The organism is Phyllobacterium endophyticum (assembly GCF_003010935.1).
GTDB lineage: Bacteria > Pseudomonadota > Alphaproteobacteria > Rhizobiales > Rhizobiaceae > Phyllobacterium > Phyllobacterium endophyticum.
In genome coordinates, this window is sequence record NZ_PGGN01000002.1 from 831,478 (window position 1) to 851,400 (window position 19,923).

Sequence of the window (19,923 nt, forward strand, 5' to 3'; positions counted from 1 at the left end):
TTATTTCCTCTTCGCCTTCTTGTCCGCGCCGTGCCCGTAATAGGTACGCGTCGGAGCGAATTCACCAAACTTGTGTCCGATCATCTCTTCGTTGACCGAAACCGGAATGTGCTTGTTACCATTGTACACGCCGAAGGTCAGACCGACGAACTGCGGCAGGATCGTGGAGCGCCGGCTCCAGATCTTGATAACTTCACTGCGACCGCCCTCACGTACCTTCTCAGCCTTCTTGAGAAGATAGCCATCGATGAACGGGCCTTTCCAAACTGAACGAGCCATTTCAGACTACCTCTCTTACTTCTTGCGCTGATGACGCGAACGAGCGATGAACTTGTCCGTCGACTTGTTGGAGCGCGTCTTCTTTCCCTTCGTGGGCTTGCCCCACGGAGTAACCGGATGACGTCCGCCTGACGTACGGCCTTCACCACCACCGTGGGGGTGATCGACCGGGTTCATGGTGACGCCGCGATTGTGCGGACGCTGACCGAGCCAACGGCTGCGGCCTGCCTTGCCAAGGTTGATATTGCCATGGTCAGGGTTCGATACCGCACCGACCGTCGCAAAGCACGAACCGTGGACGAGGCGCTGTTCACCCGAGTTCAGGCGAAGGATCGCCATTCCCTGGTCGCGGCCGACGAGCTGCGCATAGGTACCGGCGGAGCGAGCGATCTGACCGCCCTTGCCCGGCTTCATCTCCACATTGTGGATGATGGTGCCGACCGGCATTGCCTGCAGAGGCATCGCGTTGCCTGGCTTCACGTCCGTCTGCGCGCCAGCAATGACGCTGTCGCCGACTGCCAGACGCTGCGGAGCCAGGATATAGCTCAGTTCGCCGTCCTCATAGCGGATGAGCGCGATGAATGCGGTCCGGTTCGGATCGTATTCAAGCCGCTCGACCTTGGCTGCCACGTCATGCTTGCGACGCTTGAAGTCAACGAAGCGGTATGTACGCTTGTGACCGCCACCCTGGAAGCGCACGGTGATGCGACCGGTGTTGTTGCGACCACCCTTCGACGACAGACCTTCGGTCAAGGCCTTGACAGGCTTGCCCTTGTAAAGCTCCGAGCGGTCCACGATCACCAGCTGACGCTGGCTTGGTGTGGTTGGATTATAATGTTTGAGTGCCATTGTCTTTACTCCACGGCCCCTCAGAGACCAGTCGAAACATCGATCGACTGCCCTTCGGCAAGCGTCACGACTGCTTTCTTGACATCACTCTGGCGCCCGACGATGCCGCGGAACCGCTTCACCTTGCCCTTGCGCACAGCTGTATTGACTGCAGTAACCTTCACGCGAAACAGCGCTTCGACTGCGGCCTTGATTTCCGGCTTCGTTGCCTTCTTGGCCACGTTGAAGACGACCTGGTTATGTTCGGAAACCAGGGTCGACTTCTCGGTGATGACCGGGCTGACGATCACGTCGTAATGGCGAAGATCAGTCATTTGAAACGCTCCTCGAGAGCTTCGACTGCTGCCTTGGAAAGCACGAGCTTGCCCCGGCGCAGGATGTCGTAAACATTGATGCCCTGAATTGGCAGAACATCGATGTTCGGGATGTTCGAAGCGGCACGGCGGAAATTCGCATCGATCTCGGCACCGCCGATGAGAAGCGCATTTTCGAGGCCAAGCTTGGCGAACTGCGAAACGAGTACCTTGGTCTTGGCTTCAGCCGACAGAAGATCATCGATGATGATCAGGTCGGAAGCCTTTACCTTGGCCGACAGGGCATGACGAAGTGCAAGAGCGCGCACCTTCTTCGGCAGGTCATGATCATGGCTGTGAACAACCGGACCGTGAGCCTTGCCGCCGCCGCGGAACTGCGGGGCACGTGCCGAGTGGTGACGGGCGCGGCCCGTACCCTTCTGCTTGTACATCTTGGCGCCGGTCCGGGCGATTTCCGAACGGCCCTTTGCCTTGTGCGTGCCCTGCTGCTTGCGAGCAAGCTGATAACGGACCATGCGCTGAAGGATATCGTCGCGCGGCTCAAGACCGAAAATCTCCTCGGAGAGTTTCACCTTGCCGGCTTCCTTGCCTTCAAGTGTTGTAATCGAAAGGTCCATTATTCGGCTCCCCCGGTTGTCTCTGCAACATCGGCCTGTGCGACTTGTGCATCGGCCACTGCTGCTTCAATGTTTGCCGCCCGGAGACCGGCTGGCTTCGGAGCGTTATCCGGCAGCGCTACCTTCATGGCATCGCGTACGAGGATCCACGCACCCTTGGAACCAGGAACAGCACCGCGAACCAGAATAAGGCCACGATCGAGGTCAGTCGAAACGACTTCGATGTTCTGTGTGGTGATACGGGTCTGACCCATATGACCGGCCATCTTCTTGCCCTTGAACACTTTGCCCGGGTCCTGACGCTGACCGGTAGAACCGTGAGCGCGGTGGGTGACCGAGTTACCGTGCGTCGCGCGGTGGCCGCCGAAGTTATGGCGCTTCATAGAACCGGCAAAACCCTTGCCGATAGAAGTACCGGTCACATCGACCTTCTGGCCGGCAACGTAATGTTCGGCCGTGATCTCGACGCCGACATCGAGAAGATTGTCGGCAGAGACGCGGAACTCCGCGACCTTGGCCTTTGGCTCGACTGAAGCCGCCGCGAAATGACCGCGCAAGCTCTTCGTCGTATTCTTTACCTTGGCAAGGCCTACACCGAGCTGAACGGCAGTGTAGCCATTCTTCTCGACTGTACGCTGAGCCACAACCTGACAATTCTCCATCCGGAGTACTGTCACCGGCACATGCTCACCTGCGTCGTTGTAGACGCGAGTCATGCCCAGCTTCTGTGCAATTACACCTGAACGCATCGGTTCGTCCTTCCGTCCTCAAGCCTTACAGCTTGATCTCGACATCAACACCAGCGGAAAGATCGAGCTTCATCAGCGCGTCAACAGTCTGCGGGGTTGGGTCTACGATATCGAGAAGACGCTTATGAGTGCGCATCTCGAACTGTTCGCGGCTTTTCTTGTCGATATGCGGCGAGCGGTTAACCGTGAACTTCTCGATCCGCGTAGGAAGCGGGATCGGTCCGCGCACATTGGCACCGGTACGCTTGGCAGTCGACACGATCTCCCGCGTCGAATCGTCAAGGATCCGATGATCAAACGCCTTGAGGCGAATGCGGATGTTTTGACCGTTCATTTCATCTTTTCCTTGTTTAGCGGAGACGCCTTATAGCGGGCGTCTTCCGCATAAAACCTTAATATTACTCGATAATCGAAGAAACGATACCGGCACCGACGGTGCGGCCGCCTTCACGGATAGCAAAGCGCAGCTTCTCTTCCATGGCGATCGGCACGATCAGCGTCACATCGACTGCGATGTTGTCGCCGGGCATGACCATCTCCGTGCCTTCCGGCAGCGTTACCACACCCGTCACGTCGGTCGTGCGGAAGTAGAACTGCGGACGGTAGTTGGAGAAGAACGGCGTATGACGGCCACCTTCGTCCTTCGTCAGGATATAGGCTTCCGCCTTGAACTTCGTGTGCGGCTTGACCGAACCCGGCTTGGCCAGGATCTGGCCGCGCTCGACGTCTTCACGGCCGATGCCGCGGATCAGCGCGCCGATATTGTCGCCGGCCTGGCCCTGGTCGAGCAGCTTGCGGAACATCTCGACGCCGGTCACCGTCGTCTTCGTCGTCGGCTTGATGCCGATGATCTCGACTTCCTCGCCAACCTTGACGATACCGCGTTCAACACGGCCCGTCACAACCGTACCACGGCCAGAGATCGAGAAAACGTCTTCGATCGGCATCAGGAACGGCAGGTTGATCGGACGCTCAGGCGTCGGAATGTACTTGTCGACTTCAGCCATCAGCGCGCGCACCGCGTCTTCGCCGATTTCCTTGTTTGAATCTTCAAGCGCAGCCAAAGCCGAACCCTTGACGATCGGAATGTCGTCGCCGGGGAAATCATACTTCGACAAAAGCTCGCGAACCTCGAGCTCGACCAGTTCGAGAAGCTCGGCATCGTCAACCTGGTCGACCTTGTTCAGGAACACGACAATCGCAGGAACGCCAACCTGGCGGGCAAGCAGGATGTGCTCGCGCGTCTGCGGCATCGGGCCGTCGGCAGCCGAAACCACCAGGATCGCGCCGTCCATCTGCGCCGCACCGGTGATCATGTTCTTCACATAATCCGCGTGGCCCGGGCAATCGACATGGGCATAGTGGCGGGCAGGCGTCTCATACTCGACGTGCGCCGTCGAAATCGTGATGCCGCGCGCCTTTTCTTCCGGCGCCGCGTCGATCTGGTCGTACGGCTTGTACTCACCAAAATACTTCGTAATCGCCGCCGTCAAAGACGTCTTGCCATGGTCAACGTGACCAATCGTGCCAATGTTGACGTGCGGCTTGTTACGTTCAAACTTGCTCTTAGCCATCTGAGCTCTCCGTTATATGTTCGCCTGCTCAGGCTTAACTTCAACTGTCACGCGCAACCTTATGGTTACGCAAACTTCTTCTGAATTTCCTGTGCGACTGCTGCCGGTACAGGATCATAGTGGTCGAACTGCATGGTGTACTGCGCGCGGCCCTGGCTCATCGAACGCAGGTTGCTCACGTAACCAAACATGTTGGCCAGTGGCACCAGCGCATTGATGACTGTCGCAATGCCGCGGGCTTCCGTACCCAGGATCTGACCACGACGTGAGTTCAGATCCCCGATCACGTCACCGACGTAATCTTCAGGCGTAACGACTTCGACCTTCATGATCGGCTCGAGCAGCTGGGCACCAGCCTTCTGCGCGCCTTCGCGGAACGCAGCACGTGCCGCGATTTCGAAAGCGAGAACCGACGAGTCGACGTCGTGGTATGCACCGTCTATCAGCGTGGCTTTCACGCCAAGCATCGGGAAGCCTGCGAGCGGACCCGCACCCATGACGCTCTGAATGCCCTTCTCGACACCCGGGATGTATTCCTTCGGAACAGCACCGCCGACGATCTTCGATTCGAAGATGAAGTCGTCGCCATCATGCGGCTCGAAGATAACCTTGATGCGAGCGAACTGGCCCGAACCACCCGACTGCTTCTTGTGCGTGTAGTCGATCTCTGCCTTGCGGGTGATCGATTCACGATAGGCAACCTGCGGGTTACCGACATTCGCCTCAACCTTGAACTCACGGCGCATACGGTCCACGAGAATGTCGAGATGAAGTTCGCCCATGCCTGAGATAATGGTCTGGCCCGATTCTTCGTCCGACTTGACCCGGAACGAAGGGTCTTCAGCAGCAAGACGATTGAGCGCGAGACCCATCTTTTCCTGGTCAGCCTTGGTCTTTGGCTCGATTGCAATCGAGATAACTGGCTCCGGGAACACCATGCGCTCCAGAATGACCGGCTTCAAAGGATCGCAAAGAGTATCACCCGTTGTCGTTTCCTTCAGGCCTGCAAGAGCAACGATGTCGCCAGCGAAGGCTTCTTCGATGTCTTCACGCGAGTTGGAATGCATCTGCAGCATGCGGCCGATGCGCTCGCGCTTTGCCTTGACCGTATTGTCGAGCGAAATGCCTTTTGTAAGCTTGCCCGAATAGATGCGGCAGAAAGTCAGCGAACCAACGAAAGGATCGTTCATGATCTTGAACGCGAGCATGGAAAGCGGCTCTTCGTCGGATGACTTGCGCACGGTTTCCGCGTCGGTCTTCGGATCGATGCCCTTGATGGCGGGAACGTCTACCGGCGACGGCAGGTATTCAACGACACCGTCAAGCAAAGGCTGCACACCCTTGTTCTTGAACGCCGAACCGCAGAATACCGGATGGAAATCAACGCGGCATGTACCAATGCGGATAAGGGCACGCAGAGCATCGTTGTCCGGCATGTTGCCTTCGAGGTAGGATTCGGTCGCAGCCTCGTCGACTTCGACAGCGGTCTCGATCAGCTTTTCGCGGTATTCTTCAGCCTGGTCCTTGAGATCGGCAGGGATTTCAACAACGTCCCACTGCGCACCGAGCTGTTCGTCGCGCCATACAAGCGCCTTCATCTCGATCAGGTCGACAACGCCCTTGAACTCAGTCTCAGCGCCGATCGGCAGCTGCATGACGAGTGCCTTGGCACCGAGACGCGTCTTGACCATGTCGACGCAGCGGTAGAAGTCGGCGCCGGTCTTGTCCATCTTGTTGACGAAGATCATGCGTGGAACATTGTACTTTTCAGCCTGGCGCCAAACGGTCTCGGTCTGAGGCTCAACACCGGCATTTGCATCGAGAAGCGCAATCGCGCCATCGAGAACGCGCAGCGAACGCTCTACTTCAATCGTAAAGTCGACGTGGCCAGGCGTATCGATGATGTTGAAACGGCGCATCTTGCCGTCGCGGCCCTTCCAGAACGTCGTGGTCGCAGCGGACGTGATCGTGATGCCACGCTCCTGCTCCTGCTCCATCCAATCCATGGTTGCAGCACCATCATGGACTTCACCGATCTTGTGCGACTTGCCGGTGTAATAAAGAATACGCTCGGTAGTCGTGGTCTTGCCGGCGTCGATATGCGCCATGATACCGAAATTCCGGTAGTCTTCGATTTTATATTCGCGAGCCATGATATGGTGCCTCTAAGAATAGATGTTTTCGCAATTACCAGCGGTAATGCGAGAATGCGCGGTTGGCTTCAGCCATGCGATGCGTGTCTTCACGCTTCTTGACAGCCGAACCACGGTTGTTTGCCGCATCGAGTAGCTCACCGGACAGGCGATCGACCATCGTCGTCTCATTGCGGCCACGGGCTGCGTTGATCAACCAGCGGATAGCAAGAGCCTGACGACGCTCCGGACGAACATCGACCGGAACCTGATACGTTGCACCGCCGACGCGGCGCGAACGCACTTCGACGTGCGGCGCTACATTGTCGAGAGCCTGATGGAACAGGGCAACCGGCTCCTGCTTGCTTTTGGCTTCGACCGACTCAAGCGCACCGTAAACGATACGTTCGGCAATCGACTTCTTGCCATGATGCATGACTGCATTCATGAACTTCGTCAGAACGAGGTCACCGAACTTTGGATCCGGGTTGATCTCACGCTTTTCTGCACTATGGCGTCTGGACATATTCTTTGTCTCTTATCTGCATCGGGTTGACCTACCTGGTGGCCAAAGTCCCGGAAAATCTTACTTCGGACGCTTCGCACCGTACTTGGAACGGCGCTGCTTGCGGTTCTTGACGCCCTGGGTATCCAGAACACCGCGGATGATGTGGTAACGAACACCCGGCAAATCCTTTACACGGCCGCCGCGGATCATCACGACGGAGTGCTCCTGAAGGTTATGCCCCTCACCCGGAATATATCCGATGACTTCAAATCCGTTCGTCAGACGCACCTTGGCAACCTTACGCAGAGCCGAGTTCGGCTTCTTCGGGGTCGTCGTGTAGACGCGAGTGCAAACGCCGCGCTTCTGCGGGTTTTCCTGCAGAGCTGGTACTTTATTGCGCTTTACCGGCGCAGTGCGCGGCTTGCGGATCAACTGGTTTACGGTAGGCATTCAACCTTCCCTCTTTGTAATGCGGTCGAAGCGGCAAGCACTTCAGCCAAATCTCGTATCTTCGCCCGTCAGGGCCGTTTCAGCGCCATGCTCATGCACGAATTCGGGCAACTAAACCACCCATCTGGGTGGTTGCCCGAATAAAAGCAGAGGAAGCCCAAGTGGCTTCATGCGAGCGGCAAATTGCATTTCGTTCGTAAAACGAACCCTGTTTGAGATGAACTCCAGAGCGTGTCGCTCCGAAACGGCCAATCTCACATCGGCTCAGATGGGCTGCTGATACTTGTGTTCCGGGCTTTCGTCAAGCCTGAACCCCAAATATTATTAAGGTTTGCAGCGTTTGCGGGCACCAGTGGTCCCCGATGCAAGATAGTTTCGCCGAATGCGCTTTAATTCAAGCAATATTTCGCGTCTTGCACAGCGATGTCGCAGAGTTCGGTGACTTGGCATGTGCGTTTGGCTATTCTCCACTTCAAATCGTAGAATCAGGAAACAGTTTCATGTCGAGTTCATCAGGCGCGCCAAAGACAGTTCATCTCATCGTTGCCGATGTCTGGAAGGACAAGGACGAAGAACCGCGCCAGGTTCACCTGCTGCTGATGAATGATGATGCTGACGGGCTGGTAGAACTGGCGTTGAAGATTCTCGCCAATTCCGGTTACGAAGAAGCCGAGTTGCTCGAGATCGGAACCCTCACCGAGGAGCCTGAGGAAGAACCACATCTCTCCGCCTGGAAAACTGCACTGACCGGCCAAGCGGCTCTCATCGAATTCAACGAATAGGATGCGGTCCATCTCGCACACTTTATTTTTCCAAAGTGCGAAGACGAGCAAGCTTCTCGTTTCAAGTTATTTGACGCCTAGTGCCACCCGCGGTTGTGAAAACTGGAATGCGGTGCCCGCCGGCACGACTCCGCGCGTGACGCAATCCATCGCGATGTCGAGTGGTAGGAGCTTTGAATTGAAATAGATGAATCCGGCGTGGCTTGCGAACGCAAATGTTCGGATCCGATGCAAGAAATGCCGTGACCTGCACAAGAATCGGTGATTTTGGCAGAAGAACTTCTACCCTAAGCCGCAAATTGGTTGTACTCGGTTGAGACCGACATGAAAAAGCCGCCCGGGATTGCTCCAGGGCGGCTTTTTTGTTCGGGTTAGGCAGCCGGTTTACTCGGCCGGCTGACCTGTCATGTCTGTCAGCATCGGCCCAGCTTTTGCAGCACTTGCCCCGGCTTCCTTGCGGCGCTCGTCGATGATCAGTTCGTCGCGAGCTCCGGCAATGCGGCGGATCTGCTTGACCGTTCCGCCGGTACCTGCCGGGATCAGACGTCCAACGATGACGTTCTCCTTGAGACCCTGCAGAGCATCCATTTTGCCGGCGACAGCAGCTTCGGTGAGGACGCGTGTCGTCTCCTGGAAGGAGGCCGCGGAGATGAACGACGGCGTCTGCAGCGAGGCTTTGGTGATGCCGAGCAGCACCGGAGTGCCGTAGCCTGGCTTCTTGCCATCCTCTTCCAGACGTTCGTTGATCTCGTCCAGCTCGATCCGGTCGACGTGATCGCCGGGGATGAACCCGGTATCGCCAGACTCGGTGATCTCCACCTTCTGCAGCATCTGACGAACAATCACTTCGATGTGCTTGTCGTTGATCAGAACGCCTTGCAAACGATAGACTTCCTGGATTTCGTTGACGAGGTAGGAAGCCAGAGCCTCCACGCCCTTGATCGCCAGGATGTCGTGCGGCGCAGGATTGCCATCGAGAATATAGTCACCCTTTTCAATGGCATCGCCGTCCTGAAGGTGGAAAGGCTTGCCCTTGGGGATCAGATATTCGACTGGCTCTACAGTTTCGTCGTTCGGTTCGATGACGATGCGGCGCTTGTTCTTGTAGTCGCGGCCAAAACGAACCGTACCATCGATCTCAGCGATAATGGCGTGATCCTTGGGGCGACGCGCTTCGAACAATTCCGCAACGCGCGGCAGACCACCGGTAATATCCTTCGTCTTGGCGCTTTCCATCGGAATACGGGCAAGTACGTCACCCGCCTTCACGTGGGAGCCCGGCTCGACCGAGAGGATCGATTCCACCGACAGCTGGAAGCGGGCATCGCCACCCTTTGCCAGTTTCAGAACCTTGCCGTTCTTGTCCTTGACGACAATCGCAGGCTTCAGATCCGAACCGCGCGGGGTCGAGCGCCAGTCGATGACAACGCGCTTGGTGATACCAGTGGACTCGTCCGTCGTTTCCGTAACCGAAAGACCATCGACCATGTCTTCGAATTCAACATGACCTTCGACTTCCGTCATGACCGGACGGGTATAGGGATCCCACTCGGCAATACGCTGGCCGCGCTTAACATTGTCGCCATCATCGACGTAGATGCGCGAACCGTAGGTGACGCGGTGTGTGGCGCGTTCCTTGCCGGTCGCATCGACGATGACAACGGCCATGTTGCGGCCCATGACGACCAGATGGCCATCCGAGTTGCGCACGACATTGCGGTTGCGGATCTGCACCGTGCCTTCATAGCTGGCTTCGAGGAACGACTGATCGACAACCTGCGCCGTACCGCCAAGGTGGAACGTACGCATCGTCAACTGCGTGCCTGGCTCACCAATCGACTGAGCGGCGATAACGCCGACAGCTTCACCCTGGTTGACCGGGGTACCACGGGCCAGATCGCGGCCGTAGCACTTGGCGCAGATGCCGCCACGGGTCTCGCAGGTGAGAGCCGAACGGATACGGATCGACTGAACGCCAGCCTTTTCGATGGCATCGATATCGAACTCATCGATGATGTTGCCACCCTTGACGAGAACGTCACCCGAGACTGGATGAAGGATGTCTTCAAGTGCCGTACGGCCCAGGACACGCTGACCAATCGTTGCAACGACCTGACCGGCATCGACGATCGGCTGCATTGTGAGACCTGTTGTGGTGCCGCAATCCACCGAGATGACGATGCAATCCTGCGCGACGTCAACGAGACGGCGTGTCAGATAACCGGAGTTGGCCGTCTTCAAGGCGGTGTCGGCAAGACCCTTGCGGGCACCGTGCGTCGAGTTGAAGTACTCGTTCACGGTCAGGCCTTCCTTGAAGTTCGAAATGATCGGCGTTTCGATGATCTCGCCCGAAGGCTTGGCCATCAGACCGCGCATGCCGCCCAGCTGGCGCATCTGGTTCGGAGAACCGCGAGCACCCGAATGGGACATCATGTAGATCGAGTTCATCTGCTTCTGGCGGCCAGTAAGCGGATCGAACTCGACGGCCTTGATGCGCGCCATCATTTCGTCAGCGACCTTCTCGGTGCACTTGCCCCAGGCGTCAACGACCTTGTTGTACTTCTCGCCCTGGGTGATCAGGCCGTCATTGTACTGCTGTTCGTATTCGGTCGCCAATGCTTCGGTCTCGGCAACCAGCTTGGCTTTGGTTTCCGGAATGACCATGTCATCCTTGCCGAACGAAATTCCGGCGCGGCAAGCATGGCCGAAGCCGAGCTGCATGATGCGATCGCAGAAAATCACCGTCTCCTTCTGACCGCAATGGCGATAGACCGTGTCGATCATCTTGGAGATGTTCTTCTTGGTCATTTCCTGATTGCAGATGTCGAAGGGCACATTGTGATGCTTCGGCAGAAGCTCACCGATGATCATGCGGCCAGGTGTCGTCTCGAAAATCTTCGAGGTCGGCTTGCCGTCCGCGTCGATGCTCTTGAAGCGGCCCTTGATCTTTGTATGCAGCGTCACGACACCGCTGCCGATGGCATGGTGCAGTTCACCCATGTCGGCAAAGGCCATGCCTTCGCCAGGCTCCTTCGCCGCAACGATCGACAAATAGTACAGGCCAAGCACCATGTCCTGCGACGGAACGATGACCGGCAGGCCGTTGGCAGGATGCAGGATGTTGTTCGTCGACATCATCAGAACACGGGCTTCAAGCTGCGCTTCCAGGGAAAGCGGAACGTGAACAGCCATCTGGTCACCGTCGAAATCGGCGTTGAACGCGGTACAGACAAGCGGATGCAGCTGGATCGCCTTGCCTTCGATCAGGATCGGCTCGAACGCCTGGATGCCAAGACGGTGCAACGTCGGAGCACGGTTCAACAGGACCGGATGCTCGCGGATGACCTCGTCGAGAATATCCCAGACTTCCGGCTTTTCTTTCTCAACCAGCTTCTTCGCCTGCTTGACGGTGGAGGAATAACCCTTTGCGTCGAGACGGGCATAGATGAACGGCTTGAAAAGCTCGAGCGCCATCTTCTTTGGCAGACCGCACTGATGCAGCTTCAACTCTGGACCGGTCACGATGACCGAACGGCCGGAATAGTCGACGCGCTTGCCGAGCAGGTTCTGCCGGAACCGGCCCTGCTTGCCCTTGAGCATGTCGGACAGCGACTTCAGCGGACGCTTGTTGGCACCGGTGATGACACGGCCACGACGGCCGTTATCAAACAACGCATCAACCGATTCCTGAAGCATGCGCTTTTCGTTGCGGATGATGATGCCAGGAGCGCGCAGTTCGATCAGGCGCTTCAGGCGGTTGTTACGGTTGATGACGCGACGATATAGATCGTTGAGATCGGACGTCGCAAAACGTCCGCCATCCAGCGGAACCAACGGGCGCAGGTCCGGCGGAATGACCGGAACGATCTTCATGATCATCCATTCCGGACGGTTACCCGATTCCAGGAAGTTCTCGACGATCTTCAGACGCTTCATCAGCTTCTTCTGCTTCAGGTCCGACGTGGTCGTCGCCAGCTCTTCGCGAAGATCGCCAGCTATCTTCTCCAGATCCATCGAGGCCAGAAGTTCATGAATAGCCTCGGCGCCGATCAGTGCGGTGAAGGAATCCTCACCATACTCATCGACCGCGATCATATACTCTTCTTCCGAAAGAAGCTGATGCTCCTTCAGCGCGGTTAGCCCGGGCTCGGTCACGATATAGTTCTCAAAATAGAGAACGCGCTCGATACCCTTGAGGGTCATGTCGAGCAATGTACCGATACGGCTTGGCAGGGACTTGAGGAACCAGATATGCGCAACCGGGGCTGCGAGTTCGATATGGCCCATGCGCTCACGGCGAACGCGTGACAGCGTGACTTCCACACCGCACTTCTCGCAGATGATGCCCTTGTACTTCATGCGCTTGTACTTGCCGCACAAGCATTCATAGTCCTTGATCGGCCCGAAGATCCGAGCACAGAAGAGACCATCCCGCTCAGGCTTGAAAGTGCGGTAATTGATCGTCTCCGGCTTCTTGATCTCACCGTATGACCAGGACAGAATCTTCTCAGGGCTGGCGATCGATATCCGGATGGAATCGAATGCCTGCACAGGCACCTGAGGATTGAAAAGATTCATGACCTCTTGGTTCATGCCGTTTCTCCATGGGGCAAAGCGTGCCCTCTACTTGCGATGAATATCCGCCACCGCGGTCCATCTAGATCAAATGCCGCTTCAGCAGCAGCTCGAAACAAACCGGTCGGGTGCGCAGCAAAACCGCGCACCCTTCCCCTTTTACTCTGCAGCGTCAGGCAGGGCCTGTTGCTGCTCCAGCTGTCTTGTATCGTCCAGCTCGACGTTGAGACCCAGCGAACGCATTTCCTTGACGAGAACGTTGAAGCTCTCTGGAATGCCGGCCTCGAACGTGTCGTCACCACGGACGATCGCCTCATAGACCTTCGTACGACCGGCGACATCGTCGGACTTGACCGTAAGCATCTCCTGCAGCGTGTAAGCCGCCCCGTATGCTTCAAGCGCCCAGACCTCCATTTCACCGAAGCGCTGACCGCCGAACTGGGCTTTACCACCCAGAGGCTGCTGCGTAACGAGCGAGTAAGGTCCGATCGAACGGGCGTGGATCTTGTCGTCGACCAGATGGTGCAGCTTCAGCATGTAGATATAGCCGACAGTCACCTGACGATCGAAAGTCTCACCCGTACGTCCGTCATAGAGCGTCGACTGACCCGAAGAATGCAGACCCGCCTGTTCCAGCATCACATTGATGTCCGGTTCATGCGCACCGTCAAACACCGGTGTTGCAATCGACACGCCGCGCTTCATCTGTTCGCCGAGACGAATGATGCTCTCATCGTCATAGTTGCGAACGGGTTCGTTGCGGTCGTTGTCCGGAATGATCGATTCAATCGTCATTCTCAGCGGAGCAATGTCGCCCTGCTCACCCTGTGCGTGCTGTGCCTTGTAGGCGTCGATCAGTTCCCCGATCTTCCTGCCCATTCCGGCGCAAGCCCATCCCAGATGCGTCTCGAGAATCTGCCCGACATTCATGCGGCTCGGCACACCAAGCGGATTGAGCACGATGTCGACATGCGTTCCGTCTTCAAGGAACGGCATATCCTCAACAGCGGCAATACGCGAAACAACGCCCTTGTTGCCATGACGGCCAGCCATCTTGTCGCCTGGCTGGATCTTGCGCTTCACAGCGACGAAGACCTTGACCATCTTCATGACGCCTGGAGGCATCTCGTCGCCGCGCTGGACCTTTTCGACCTTGTCCATGAAGCGCTGCTCGAGCAACTTCTTGCTTTCGTCGTACTGGTTGCGCAGAGCTTCGATTTCGCCCTGGATCTTCTCGTCCTCGACAGCGAACTGCCACCACTGGGAACGTGGGAATTCACCCATGACTTCCTGTGTAACGACGGTACCCTTCTTGAACGCCTTGGGTCCGGCAACGGCTGATTTCCCATTGAGGACGTCAGCCAGACGGCCGTAGACGTTCCGATCGAGGATCGCCTGTTCGTCATCACGATCCTTGGCCAAACGCTCGATTTCCTCGCGTTCGATAGCCATGGCGCGCTCGTCCTTTTCAACGCCGTGGCGATTGAAGACGCGAACTTCCACAACCGTACCGTAGGTCCCGGGCGGCATGCGCATCGAGGTGTCACGTACATCCGAAGCCTTTTCACCGAAGATGGCGCGCAGAAGCTTCTCTTCCGGCGTCATCGGGCTTTCGCCCTTCGGTGTGATCTTGCCGACGAGAATATCACCAGGCTGAACTTCAGCGCCGATATAGACGATGCCGGCTTCGTCCAGGTTCTTCAGCGCCTCTTCCGAAACATTCGGGATGTCACGCGTGATTTCTTCTGGTCCGAGCTTCGTGTCACGGGCCATGACTTCGAACTCCTCGATATGGATCGAGGTGAAGACATCATCCGAAACGATCTTCTCAGACAGCAGGATGGAATCTTCGTAGTTGTAGCCATTCCACGGCATGAAGGCGACGAGCACGTTGCGGCCGAGCGCCAGATCGCCCAGATCCGTTGAAGGACCATCAGCGATGATGTCACCCTTTTCGATCCTGTCGCCGACACGAACCAGCGGACGCTGGTTGATGCAGGTGTTCTGGTTCGAACGCTGGAACTTCATCAGGCGGTAGATGTCGACACCCGACTTGCCCGGTACGAGATCTTCCGTCGCACGGATAACGATACGGGTTGCATCCACCTGATCCACGATGCCCGTACGGCGTGCACCGATGGCAGCACCGCTATCACGAGCAACGACCGGCTCCATACCGGTTCCAACAAACGGCGCTTCGGCACGAACCAGAGGAACGGCCTGACGCTGCATGTTCGAGCCCATCAGAGCGCGGTTGGCGTCGTCGTTTTCCAGGAATGGAATGAGCGCCGCGGCAACCGATACGAGCTGTTTTGGCGATACGTCCATCAGGTCCACGTTTTCGCGCGGAGCCATCAGAACTTCACCGGCATGACGGCAGACGACGAACTCATCCGTGAATGCGCCGGAAGCATCCAGTTCCACATTGGCCTGCGCCACGTGATACTTTGCCTCTTCCATTGCCGACAGATAGACGACTTCGTCCGTAACCTTGCCGTCGATGATCTTGCGGTACGGGCTTTCGATAAAGCCGTACTTGTTGACCCGTGCAAAGGTTGCGAGCGAGTTGATCAGACCGATATTCGGACCTTCCGGCGTTTCAATCGGGCAGATACGGCCGTAGTGCGTCGGATGAACGTCGCGGACTTCGAAGCCGGCGCGCTCGCGGGTCAGACCGCCAGGTCCCAATGCCGAAAGACGACGCTTGTGCGTAATCTCGGACAGCGGGTTGGTCTGATCCATGAACTGCGACAGCTGCGAGGAACCGAAGAACTCGCGAACGGCAGCTGCTGCCGGCTTCGCGTTGATCAGGTCCTGCGGCATGACTGTGTCGATTTCGATGGACGACATGCGTTCCTTGATGGCGCGCTCCATGCGGAGCAGGCCAACACGGTATTGGTTTTCCATCAATTCGCCGACCGAACGCACACGGCGGTTGCCGAGATTGTCGATGTCGTCGATTTCGCCGCGGCCATCACGCAGATCGACCAGCATCTTGACGACAGCCAGGATGTCTTCCTTGCGCAGGATGCGAACAGTATCTTCCGCATCAAGGTCGAGACGCATGTTCATCTTCACGCGACCGACTGCCGAGAGATCATAACGCTCGCTGTCGAAGAACAGCGACTTGAACATCGCCTCGGCCGAATCGATCGTTGGCGGTTCACCCGGACGCATGACGCGGTAGATGTCGAACAGTGCGTCCTGACGGTTCTCGTTCTTGTCGACCGCAAGGGTGTTGCGGATATACGGTCCGATGTTGACATGATCGATATCGAGAATGTTGATCTCGGAAACGCCCGTGTCGAGCAGAACCTTGAGCGTCTTCTCGTCGAGTTCGTCACCGGCTTCGAGATAGACTTCACCCGTCTCCATATTGACGATATCTTCGGCGAGATAAGAGCCGAGCAGATCGTCTTCTGTCGCCTTGATGAACTTCAAGCCCTTTTCGGCGAGCTGCTTGGCACTGCGTGCCGTCAGCTTCTTGCCGGTTTCAAGAACAACCTCGCCCGTGTCGGCGTCCACGACGTCCGTCGTCGCCTTGAAGCCGCGGAAGCGATCCACGGAGAAGGGAATCCGCCAGGTATCGCCATCGCGATTGAATGTGAGCGTGTTGTAGAAAGTCGACAGGATTTCTTCCGAATCCATGCCAAGCGCCATCAGCAGCGACGTCGCAGGGATCTTGCGGCGGCGGTCGATACGCGCATAGACAACGTCCTTGGCATCGAATTCGATATCGAGCCAGGAACCGCGGTAAGGGATGACACGTGCAGCGAACAGAAGCTTGCCGGACGAATGCGTCTTGCCCTTGTCGTGATCGAAGAATACGCCGGGCGAACGATGCATCTGCGATACGATCACGCGCTCGGTGCCGTTCACAATGAACGTGCCGTTATCGGTCATGAGCGGCATGTCGCCCATGTAAACGTCCTGCTCCTTGATGTCCTTGATCGACTTCGCGCCAGTGTCTTCATCAATATCGAACACGATGAGACGCAGCGTCACTTTCAGCGGCGCAGCATAAGTCAAATCGCGCTGACGGCATTCGTCAACGTCGAACTTTGGAGCTTCGAACTCGTACTTGACGAATTCGAGCATGGAAGCACCCGAAAAATCCGAAATCGGGAATACAGACTTGAACACCGCCTGCAGGCCTTCATCCAAACGCCCGCCCTTGGGCTCTTCCACCATCAGAAACTGATCGTAGGAAGCTTTCTGAACCTCGATGAGGTTCGGCATCTCTGCGACTTCCGGAATCTTACCGAAAAACTTGCGTACGCGCCTACGACCATTGAAAGAATGGGTCTGAGCCATCGTCGCTCCTCGTCTTTATGCCAGAATCTGGCCTGTTTCTTAAAACCGCTTATGCGGCCCCGTGAACGGGACAAAACCCGTTTCCTGAGAGCACTGAATTGCCATCAGGAAAAGGGTTGAGTACCGGATCTCCCGAAGGAGGTATTCCTGGTGCTCCAGCGTCCTTGTTCGTCTTGACTGACACGCGGCGCAGGAGTGGCGGACAGGTCACCCTGCCCGCCAAGTATTGCAAGGCTTACTTGAGTTCGACCTTGGCGCCAGCAGCTTCGAGCTGTGCCTTGATCTTGTCGGCTTCGTCCTTGGTCGCACCTTCTTTAACTGCCTTTGGAGCAGCTTCAACGAGGTCCTTGGCTTCCTTGAGGCCGAGACCGGTGATAGCGCGGACTTCCTTGATCACGTTGATCTTGTTAGCACCGGCTTCGGTCAGAACGACGTCGAATTCAGTCTTTTCTTCAACTGCAGCAGCAACTGCACCACCACCGGCAGCGGCAGCAGCAGCAACGGGAGCAGCAGCAGAAACGCCCCACTTCTCTTCCAAAAGCTTCGAAAGTTCAGCAGCTTCAAGAACAGTCAGGTTGGACAGGTCGTCTACGATCTTTGCGAGATCAGTCATTTTTGTATTCCTTTACAAGGTTCGATATATTGACAGCGAGAACGGCCTTATGCCGCTTCGTCCTTCCGGGCATAGGCGCCGAAAACGCGGGCAAGCTGACCTGCCGGTGCGTTGACGATCTGAGCAATGCGGGTAGCCGGTGTCTGGATCATACCAACCAGCTTTGCGCGCAACTCGTCGAGAGACGGAAGTGCGGCAAGAGCCTTTACACCGTCCGGGTCGAGAGTTGTTGCTCCCATCGAGCCACCGAGGATAACGAGCTTTTCGTTACCCTTGGCAAATTCAATGGCGATCTTTGGTGCCGCTATCGGATCGTTGGAATAGGCAACGAGTGTCTGACCTGTGAACAGGTCAGCGATGCCTTCCGAATCCGTGCCCTGAAGAGCGATCTTGGCAAGGCGGTTCTTCGCGACTTTAACGGTGCCACCAGCATCACGCATCTTCGAGCGAAGATCGCTCAGTTGCGCAACGGTGAGACCGGTATAGTGGGCCACGACAACTGAACCAGAGTCCTTGAAGACCCCATTCAGCCACGCGACGAATTCGCGCTTTTCCGCTTTTTCCACTGTCTCTCTCCATTTGGCAGAAACGCGAGATTGCGTAACTGCCGGGTTGCCTTTTGCTGCAAAGCTCCAATCCGGAGATTGAAACCAAACAACACTTGAGGATCCTGTCCCCCCTGCTTCGCCGAAATCGGCGTTGAGCGAAAGGCAACTACGGTTCGAACCTTGTTCTTTGGGCAAAGCCCGCTAAGCAAAGTTTTTCCACGTCTCATGCGGGTTCTGACGAATTAAGGCGAACCACCCGCAATCTCGGACAGGATAACCGGATTTTGGTCCGGTTATCCAGGCCCCGAAGGGCCTGGAATTCTTATCTGTCTCAAACACTTACGTTTGAGACTTAGATCGATTATGCAACTCGAACGGTCGCTGGATCGATCTTGACGCCTGCGCCCATCGTCGACGAAATCGCGACGCGCTTGACGTAATCACCCTTGGCGCCAGTCGGCTTTGCCTTGGTGACTGCATCAGCGAACGCCTTGATGTTCTCTTCGAGAGCCTTGGCATCGAAGGAAGCCTTGCCAACGCCGGCATGCACGATCCCGGCCTTTTCGACGCGGAACTCCACGGCACCGCCCTTAGAAGCCTTGACGGCAGCAGCAACATCAGTCGTAACGGTGCCGACCTTCGGGTTGGGCATCATGCCGCGCGGTCCGAGGACCTTGCCAAGACGACCAACAAGCGGCATCATGTCGGGAGTGGCAATGCAGCGATCGAAGTCGATCTTGCCGCCATTGACTATCTCGAACAGATCTTCCGCACCAACGATATCCGCACCGGCAGCCTTGGCTTCATCAGCCTTGGGACCACGAGCAAACACAGCAACCCGCACTGTGCGGCCCGTGCCATTCGGCAGATTGACGACACCGCGAACCATCTGGTCCGCATGGCGAGGATCAACACCAAGATTCATGGCAACTTCGATCGTTTCGTCGAATTTGGCGATCGCACGCTCCTTGACCATGGCAATTGCCGAAGTCAGATCATAGAGCTTGTTGCGGTCAACGCCTTCACGAACCTTCGCTACACGCTTTGATACTTTTGCCATCGTCTCAGCCCACCACTTCCAGGCCCATCGAGCGGGCAGAACCTTCAACCATCCGCATGGCGGCTTCGACGTCCGCTGCGTTCAGGTCTTTCATCTTCGCCTGAGCGATTTCACGCACCTTGTCGCGCGAGATATTGCCGGCAACGATCTTGCCAGGCTCCTTCGAGCCAGACTTCAGGTTTGCAGCCTTCTTCAAAAAGTAAGACACCGGCGGCGTCTTCATTGCGAAAGTGAAGGACTTGTCCTGATAATACGTAATGACGACCGGAATGGGCGAACCCTTCTCCAGTTCCTGCGTAGCCGCATTGAAGGCCTTGCAGAATTCCATGATGTTGATGCCACGCTGACCAAGCGCCGGTCCGATTGGCGGGGACGGTGTTGCCGATCCTGCCGAAACCTGCAGCTTGAGCTGGCCTGCTACTTTTTTAGCCATAACTTTCTGCCTTTTATACTATGCCGGCGAAACCGGCGGTTGCAGTTCGGTGGTGCGGCTCGAATGCCCGGCTAAGGCCATTTCACCTCCCACCATCTTGCTGCTGACGCAGCAAGGCGGCTCTGA

Annotated in this window: 17 protein-coding genes; 1 reads left to right on the forward strand and 16 read right to left on the reverse strand. The window is 56.7% G+C overall.

Annotated features, from left to right (window positions below; translation table 11 throughout):
* The 10 genes from rpsS to rpsL form a co-directional block, all read right to left on the reverse strand.
* Entirely contained in the window at positions 1 to 279 is a 279-nt protein-coding gene (rpsS, locus tag CU100_RS12135; RefSeq protein WP_106716808.1) for a 30S ribosomal protein S19, read from the reverse strand.
* A 15-nt stretch (positions 280 to 294) separates the two neighbouring features.
* Entirely contained in the window at positions 295 to 1,128 is an 834-nt protein-coding gene (gene rplB / locus CU100_RS12140) for a 50S ribosomal protein L2 (protein WP_106716809.1), read from the reverse strand.
* A 20-nt stretch (positions 1,129 to 1,148) separates the two neighbouring features.
* Positions 1,149 to 1,442, reverse strand: coding sequence for a 50S ribosomal protein L23 (locus CU100_RS12145; protein ID WP_106716810.1), 294 nt, complete (start codon positions 1,440 to 1,442; stop codon positions 1,149 to 1,151).
* Positions 1,439 to 2,059, reverse strand: coding sequence for a 50S ribosomal protein L4 (rplD, locus tag CU100_RS12150; protein ID WP_106716811.1), 621 nt, complete (start codon positions 2,057 to 2,059; stop codon positions 1,439 to 1,441). The genes CU100_RS12145 and rplD overlap by 4 nt, the downstream gene beginning before the upstream one ends.
* Positions 2,059 to 2,808, reverse strand: a complete 750-nt coding sequence (gene rplC, locus CU100_RS12155) for a 50S ribosomal protein L3 (protein WP_106716812.1) — start codon at positions 2,806 to 2,808, stop codon at positions 2,059 to 2,061. The genes rplD and rplC overlap by 1 nt, the downstream gene beginning before the upstream one ends.
* Positions 2,809 to 2,833: 25 nt before the next feature.
* On the reverse strand, positions 2,834 to 3,142 hold the full coding sequence (rpsJ, locus tag CU100_RS12160; protein ID WP_008124902.1) for a 30S ribosomal protein S10: 309 nt from the start codon (positions 3,140 to 3,142) through the stop codon (positions 2,834 to 2,836).
* A gap of 64 nt (positions 3,143 to 3,206) precedes the next feature.
* Complete coding sequence (gene tuf, locus CU100_RS12165; protein WP_106716813.1) at positions 3,207 to 4,382, reverse strand: elongation factor Tu; 1,176 nt, start codon at positions 4,380 to 4,382, stop codon at positions 3,207 to 3,209.
* Positions 4,383 to 4,447: 65 nt separating this feature from the next.
* Positions 4,448 to 6,535, reverse strand: coding sequence for an elongation factor G (gene fusA, locus CU100_RS12170; protein ID WP_106716814.1), 2,088 nt, complete (start codon positions 6,533 to 6,535; stop codon positions 4,448 to 4,450).
* A 34-nt stretch (positions 6,536 to 6,569) separates the two neighbouring features.
* Positions 6,570 to 7,040 carry a 30S ribosomal protein S7 gene (gene rpsG / locus CU100_RS12175; protein WP_008121762.1) on the reverse strand — a complete coding sequence of 157 codons (471 nt, stop codon included), beginning with the start codon at positions 7,038 to 7,040 and terminating at the stop codon, positions 6,570 to 6,572.
* Positions 7,041 to 7,100: 60 nt separating this feature from the next.
* Positions 7,101 to 7,472, reverse strand: a complete 372-nt coding sequence (rpsL, locus tag CU100_RS12180; protein WP_008121760.1) for a 30S ribosomal protein S12 — start codon at positions 7,470 to 7,472, stop codon at positions 7,101 to 7,103.
* Positions 7,473 to 7,972: 500 nt separating this feature from the next.
* Between rpsL and CU100_RS12185 the strand changes: the two genes are divergently transcribed.
* Positions 7,973 to 8,254 (forward strand): hypothetical protein, encoded by a 282-nt coding sequence (locus tag CU100_RS12185; RefSeq protein WP_106716815.1) that lies wholly within the window; start codon positions 7,973 to 7,975, stop codon positions 8,252 to 8,254.
* Between the two features lie 384 nt (positions 8,255 to 8,638).
* On the opposite strand, the gene rpoC is transcribed toward CU100_RS12185, so the two are convergent.
* From rpoC to rplK, 6 genes are all read right to left on the reverse strand, one after another.
* Positions 8,639 to 12,847 (reverse strand): DNA-directed RNA polymerase subunit beta', encoded by a 4,209-nt coding sequence (gene rpoC, locus CU100_RS12190; RefSeq protein ID WP_106716816.1) that lies wholly within the window; start codon positions 12,845 to 12,847, stop codon positions 8,639 to 8,641.
* A 141-nt stretch (positions 12,848 to 12,988) separates the two neighbouring features.
* Positions 12,989 to 17,143 (reverse strand): DNA-directed RNA polymerase subunit beta, encoded by a 4,155-nt coding sequence (gene rpoB / locus CU100_RS12195; protein WP_106716817.1) that lies wholly within the window; start codon positions 17,141 to 17,143, stop codon positions 12,989 to 12,991.
* A 235-nt stretch (positions 17,144 to 17,378) separates the two neighbouring features.
* Positions 17,379 to 17,756, reverse strand: a complete 378-nt coding sequence (rplL, locus tag CU100_RS12200) for a 50S ribosomal protein L7/L12 (protein ID WP_106716818.1) — start codon at positions 17,754 to 17,756, stop codon at positions 17,379 to 17,381.
* Between the two features lie 47 nt (positions 17,757 to 17,803).
* Positions 17,804 to 18,322: a 50S ribosomal protein L10 gene (gene rplJ / locus CU100_RS12205; RefSeq protein ID WP_106716819.1), complete on the reverse strand. Its 519-nt coding sequence runs from the start codon at positions 18,320 to 18,322 to the stop codon at positions 17,804 to 17,806.
* A 343-nt stretch (positions 18,323 to 18,665) separates the two neighbouring features.
* Positions 18,666 to 19,364, reverse strand: a complete 699-nt coding sequence (gene rplA / locus CU100_RS12210) for a 50S ribosomal protein L1 (RefSeq protein WP_106716820.1) — start codon at positions 19,362 to 19,364, stop codon at positions 18,666 to 18,668.
* A gap of 4 nt (positions 19,365 to 19,368) precedes the next feature.
* Positions 19,369 to 19,797, reverse strand: coding sequence for a 50S ribosomal protein L11 (rplK, locus tag CU100_RS12215; RefSeq protein ID WP_106716821.1), 429 nt, complete (start codon positions 19,795 to 19,797; stop codon positions 19,369 to 19,371).
* Positions 19,798 to 19,923: the final 126 nt, after the last annotated feature.

Bases quoted from the DNA above. Each gene is read 5' to 3' on its own strand.
- rpsS (WP_106716808.1), bottom strand. From the start codon at position 279: ATGGCTCGTTCAGTTTGGAAAGGCCCGTTCATCGATGGCTATCTTCTC.
- rplB (WP_106716809.1), bottom strand. From the start codon at position 1,128: ATGGCACTCAAACATTATAATCCAACCACACCAAGCCAGCGTCAGCTG.
- CU100_RS12145 (WP_106716810.1), bottom strand. From the start codon at position 1,442: ATGACTGATCTTCGCCATTACGACGTGATCGTCAGCCCGGTCATCACC.
- rplD (WP_106716811.1), bottom strand. From the start codon at position 2,059: ATGGACCTTTCGATTACAACACTTGAAGGCAAGGAAGCCGGCAAGGTG.
- rplC (WP_106716812.1), bottom strand. From the start codon at position 2,808: ATGCGTTCAGGTGTAATTGCACAGAAGCTGGGCATGACTCGCGTCTAC.
- rpsJ (WP_008124902.1), bottom strand. From the start codon at position 3,142: ATGAACGGTCAAAACATCCGCATTCGCCTCAAGGCGTTTGATCATCGG.
- tuf (WP_106716813.1), bottom strand. From the start codon at position 4,382: ATGGCTAAGAGCAAGTTTGAACGTAACAAGCCGCACGTCAACATTGGC.
- fusA (WP_106716814.1), bottom strand. From the start codon at position 6,535: ATGGCTCGCGAATATAAAATCGAAGACTACCGGAATTTCGGTATCATG.
- rpsG (WP_008121762.1), bottom strand. From the start codon at position 7,040: ATGTCCAGACGCCATAGTGCAGAAAAGCGTGAGATCAACCCGGATCCA.
- rpsL (WP_008121760.1), bottom strand. From the start codon at position 7,472: ATGCCTACCGTAAACCAGTTGATCCGCAAGCCGCGCACTGCGCCGGTA.
- CU100_RS12185 (WP_106716815.1), top strand. From the start codon at position 7,973: ATGTCGAGTTCATCAGGCGCGCCAAAGACAGTTCATCTCATCGTTGCC.
- rpoC (WP_106716816.1), bottom strand. From the start codon at position 12,847: ATGAACCAAGAGGTCATGAATCTTTTCAATCCTCAGGTGCCTGTGCAG.
- rpoB (WP_106716817.1), bottom strand. From the start codon at position 17,143: ATGGCTCAGACCCATTCTTTCAATGGTCGTAGGCGCGTACGCAAGTTT.
- rplL (WP_106716818.1), bottom strand. From the start codon at position 17,756: ATGACTGATCTCGCAAAGATCGTAGACGACCTGTCCAACCTGACTGTT.
- rplA (WP_106716820.1), bottom strand. From the start codon at position 19,364: ATGGCAAAAGTATCAAAGCGTGTAGCGAAGGTTCGTGAAGGCGTTGAC.
- rplK (WP_106716821.1), bottom strand. From the start codon at position 19,797: ATGGCTAAAAAAGTAGCAGGCCAGCTCAAGCTGCAGGTTTCGGCAGGA.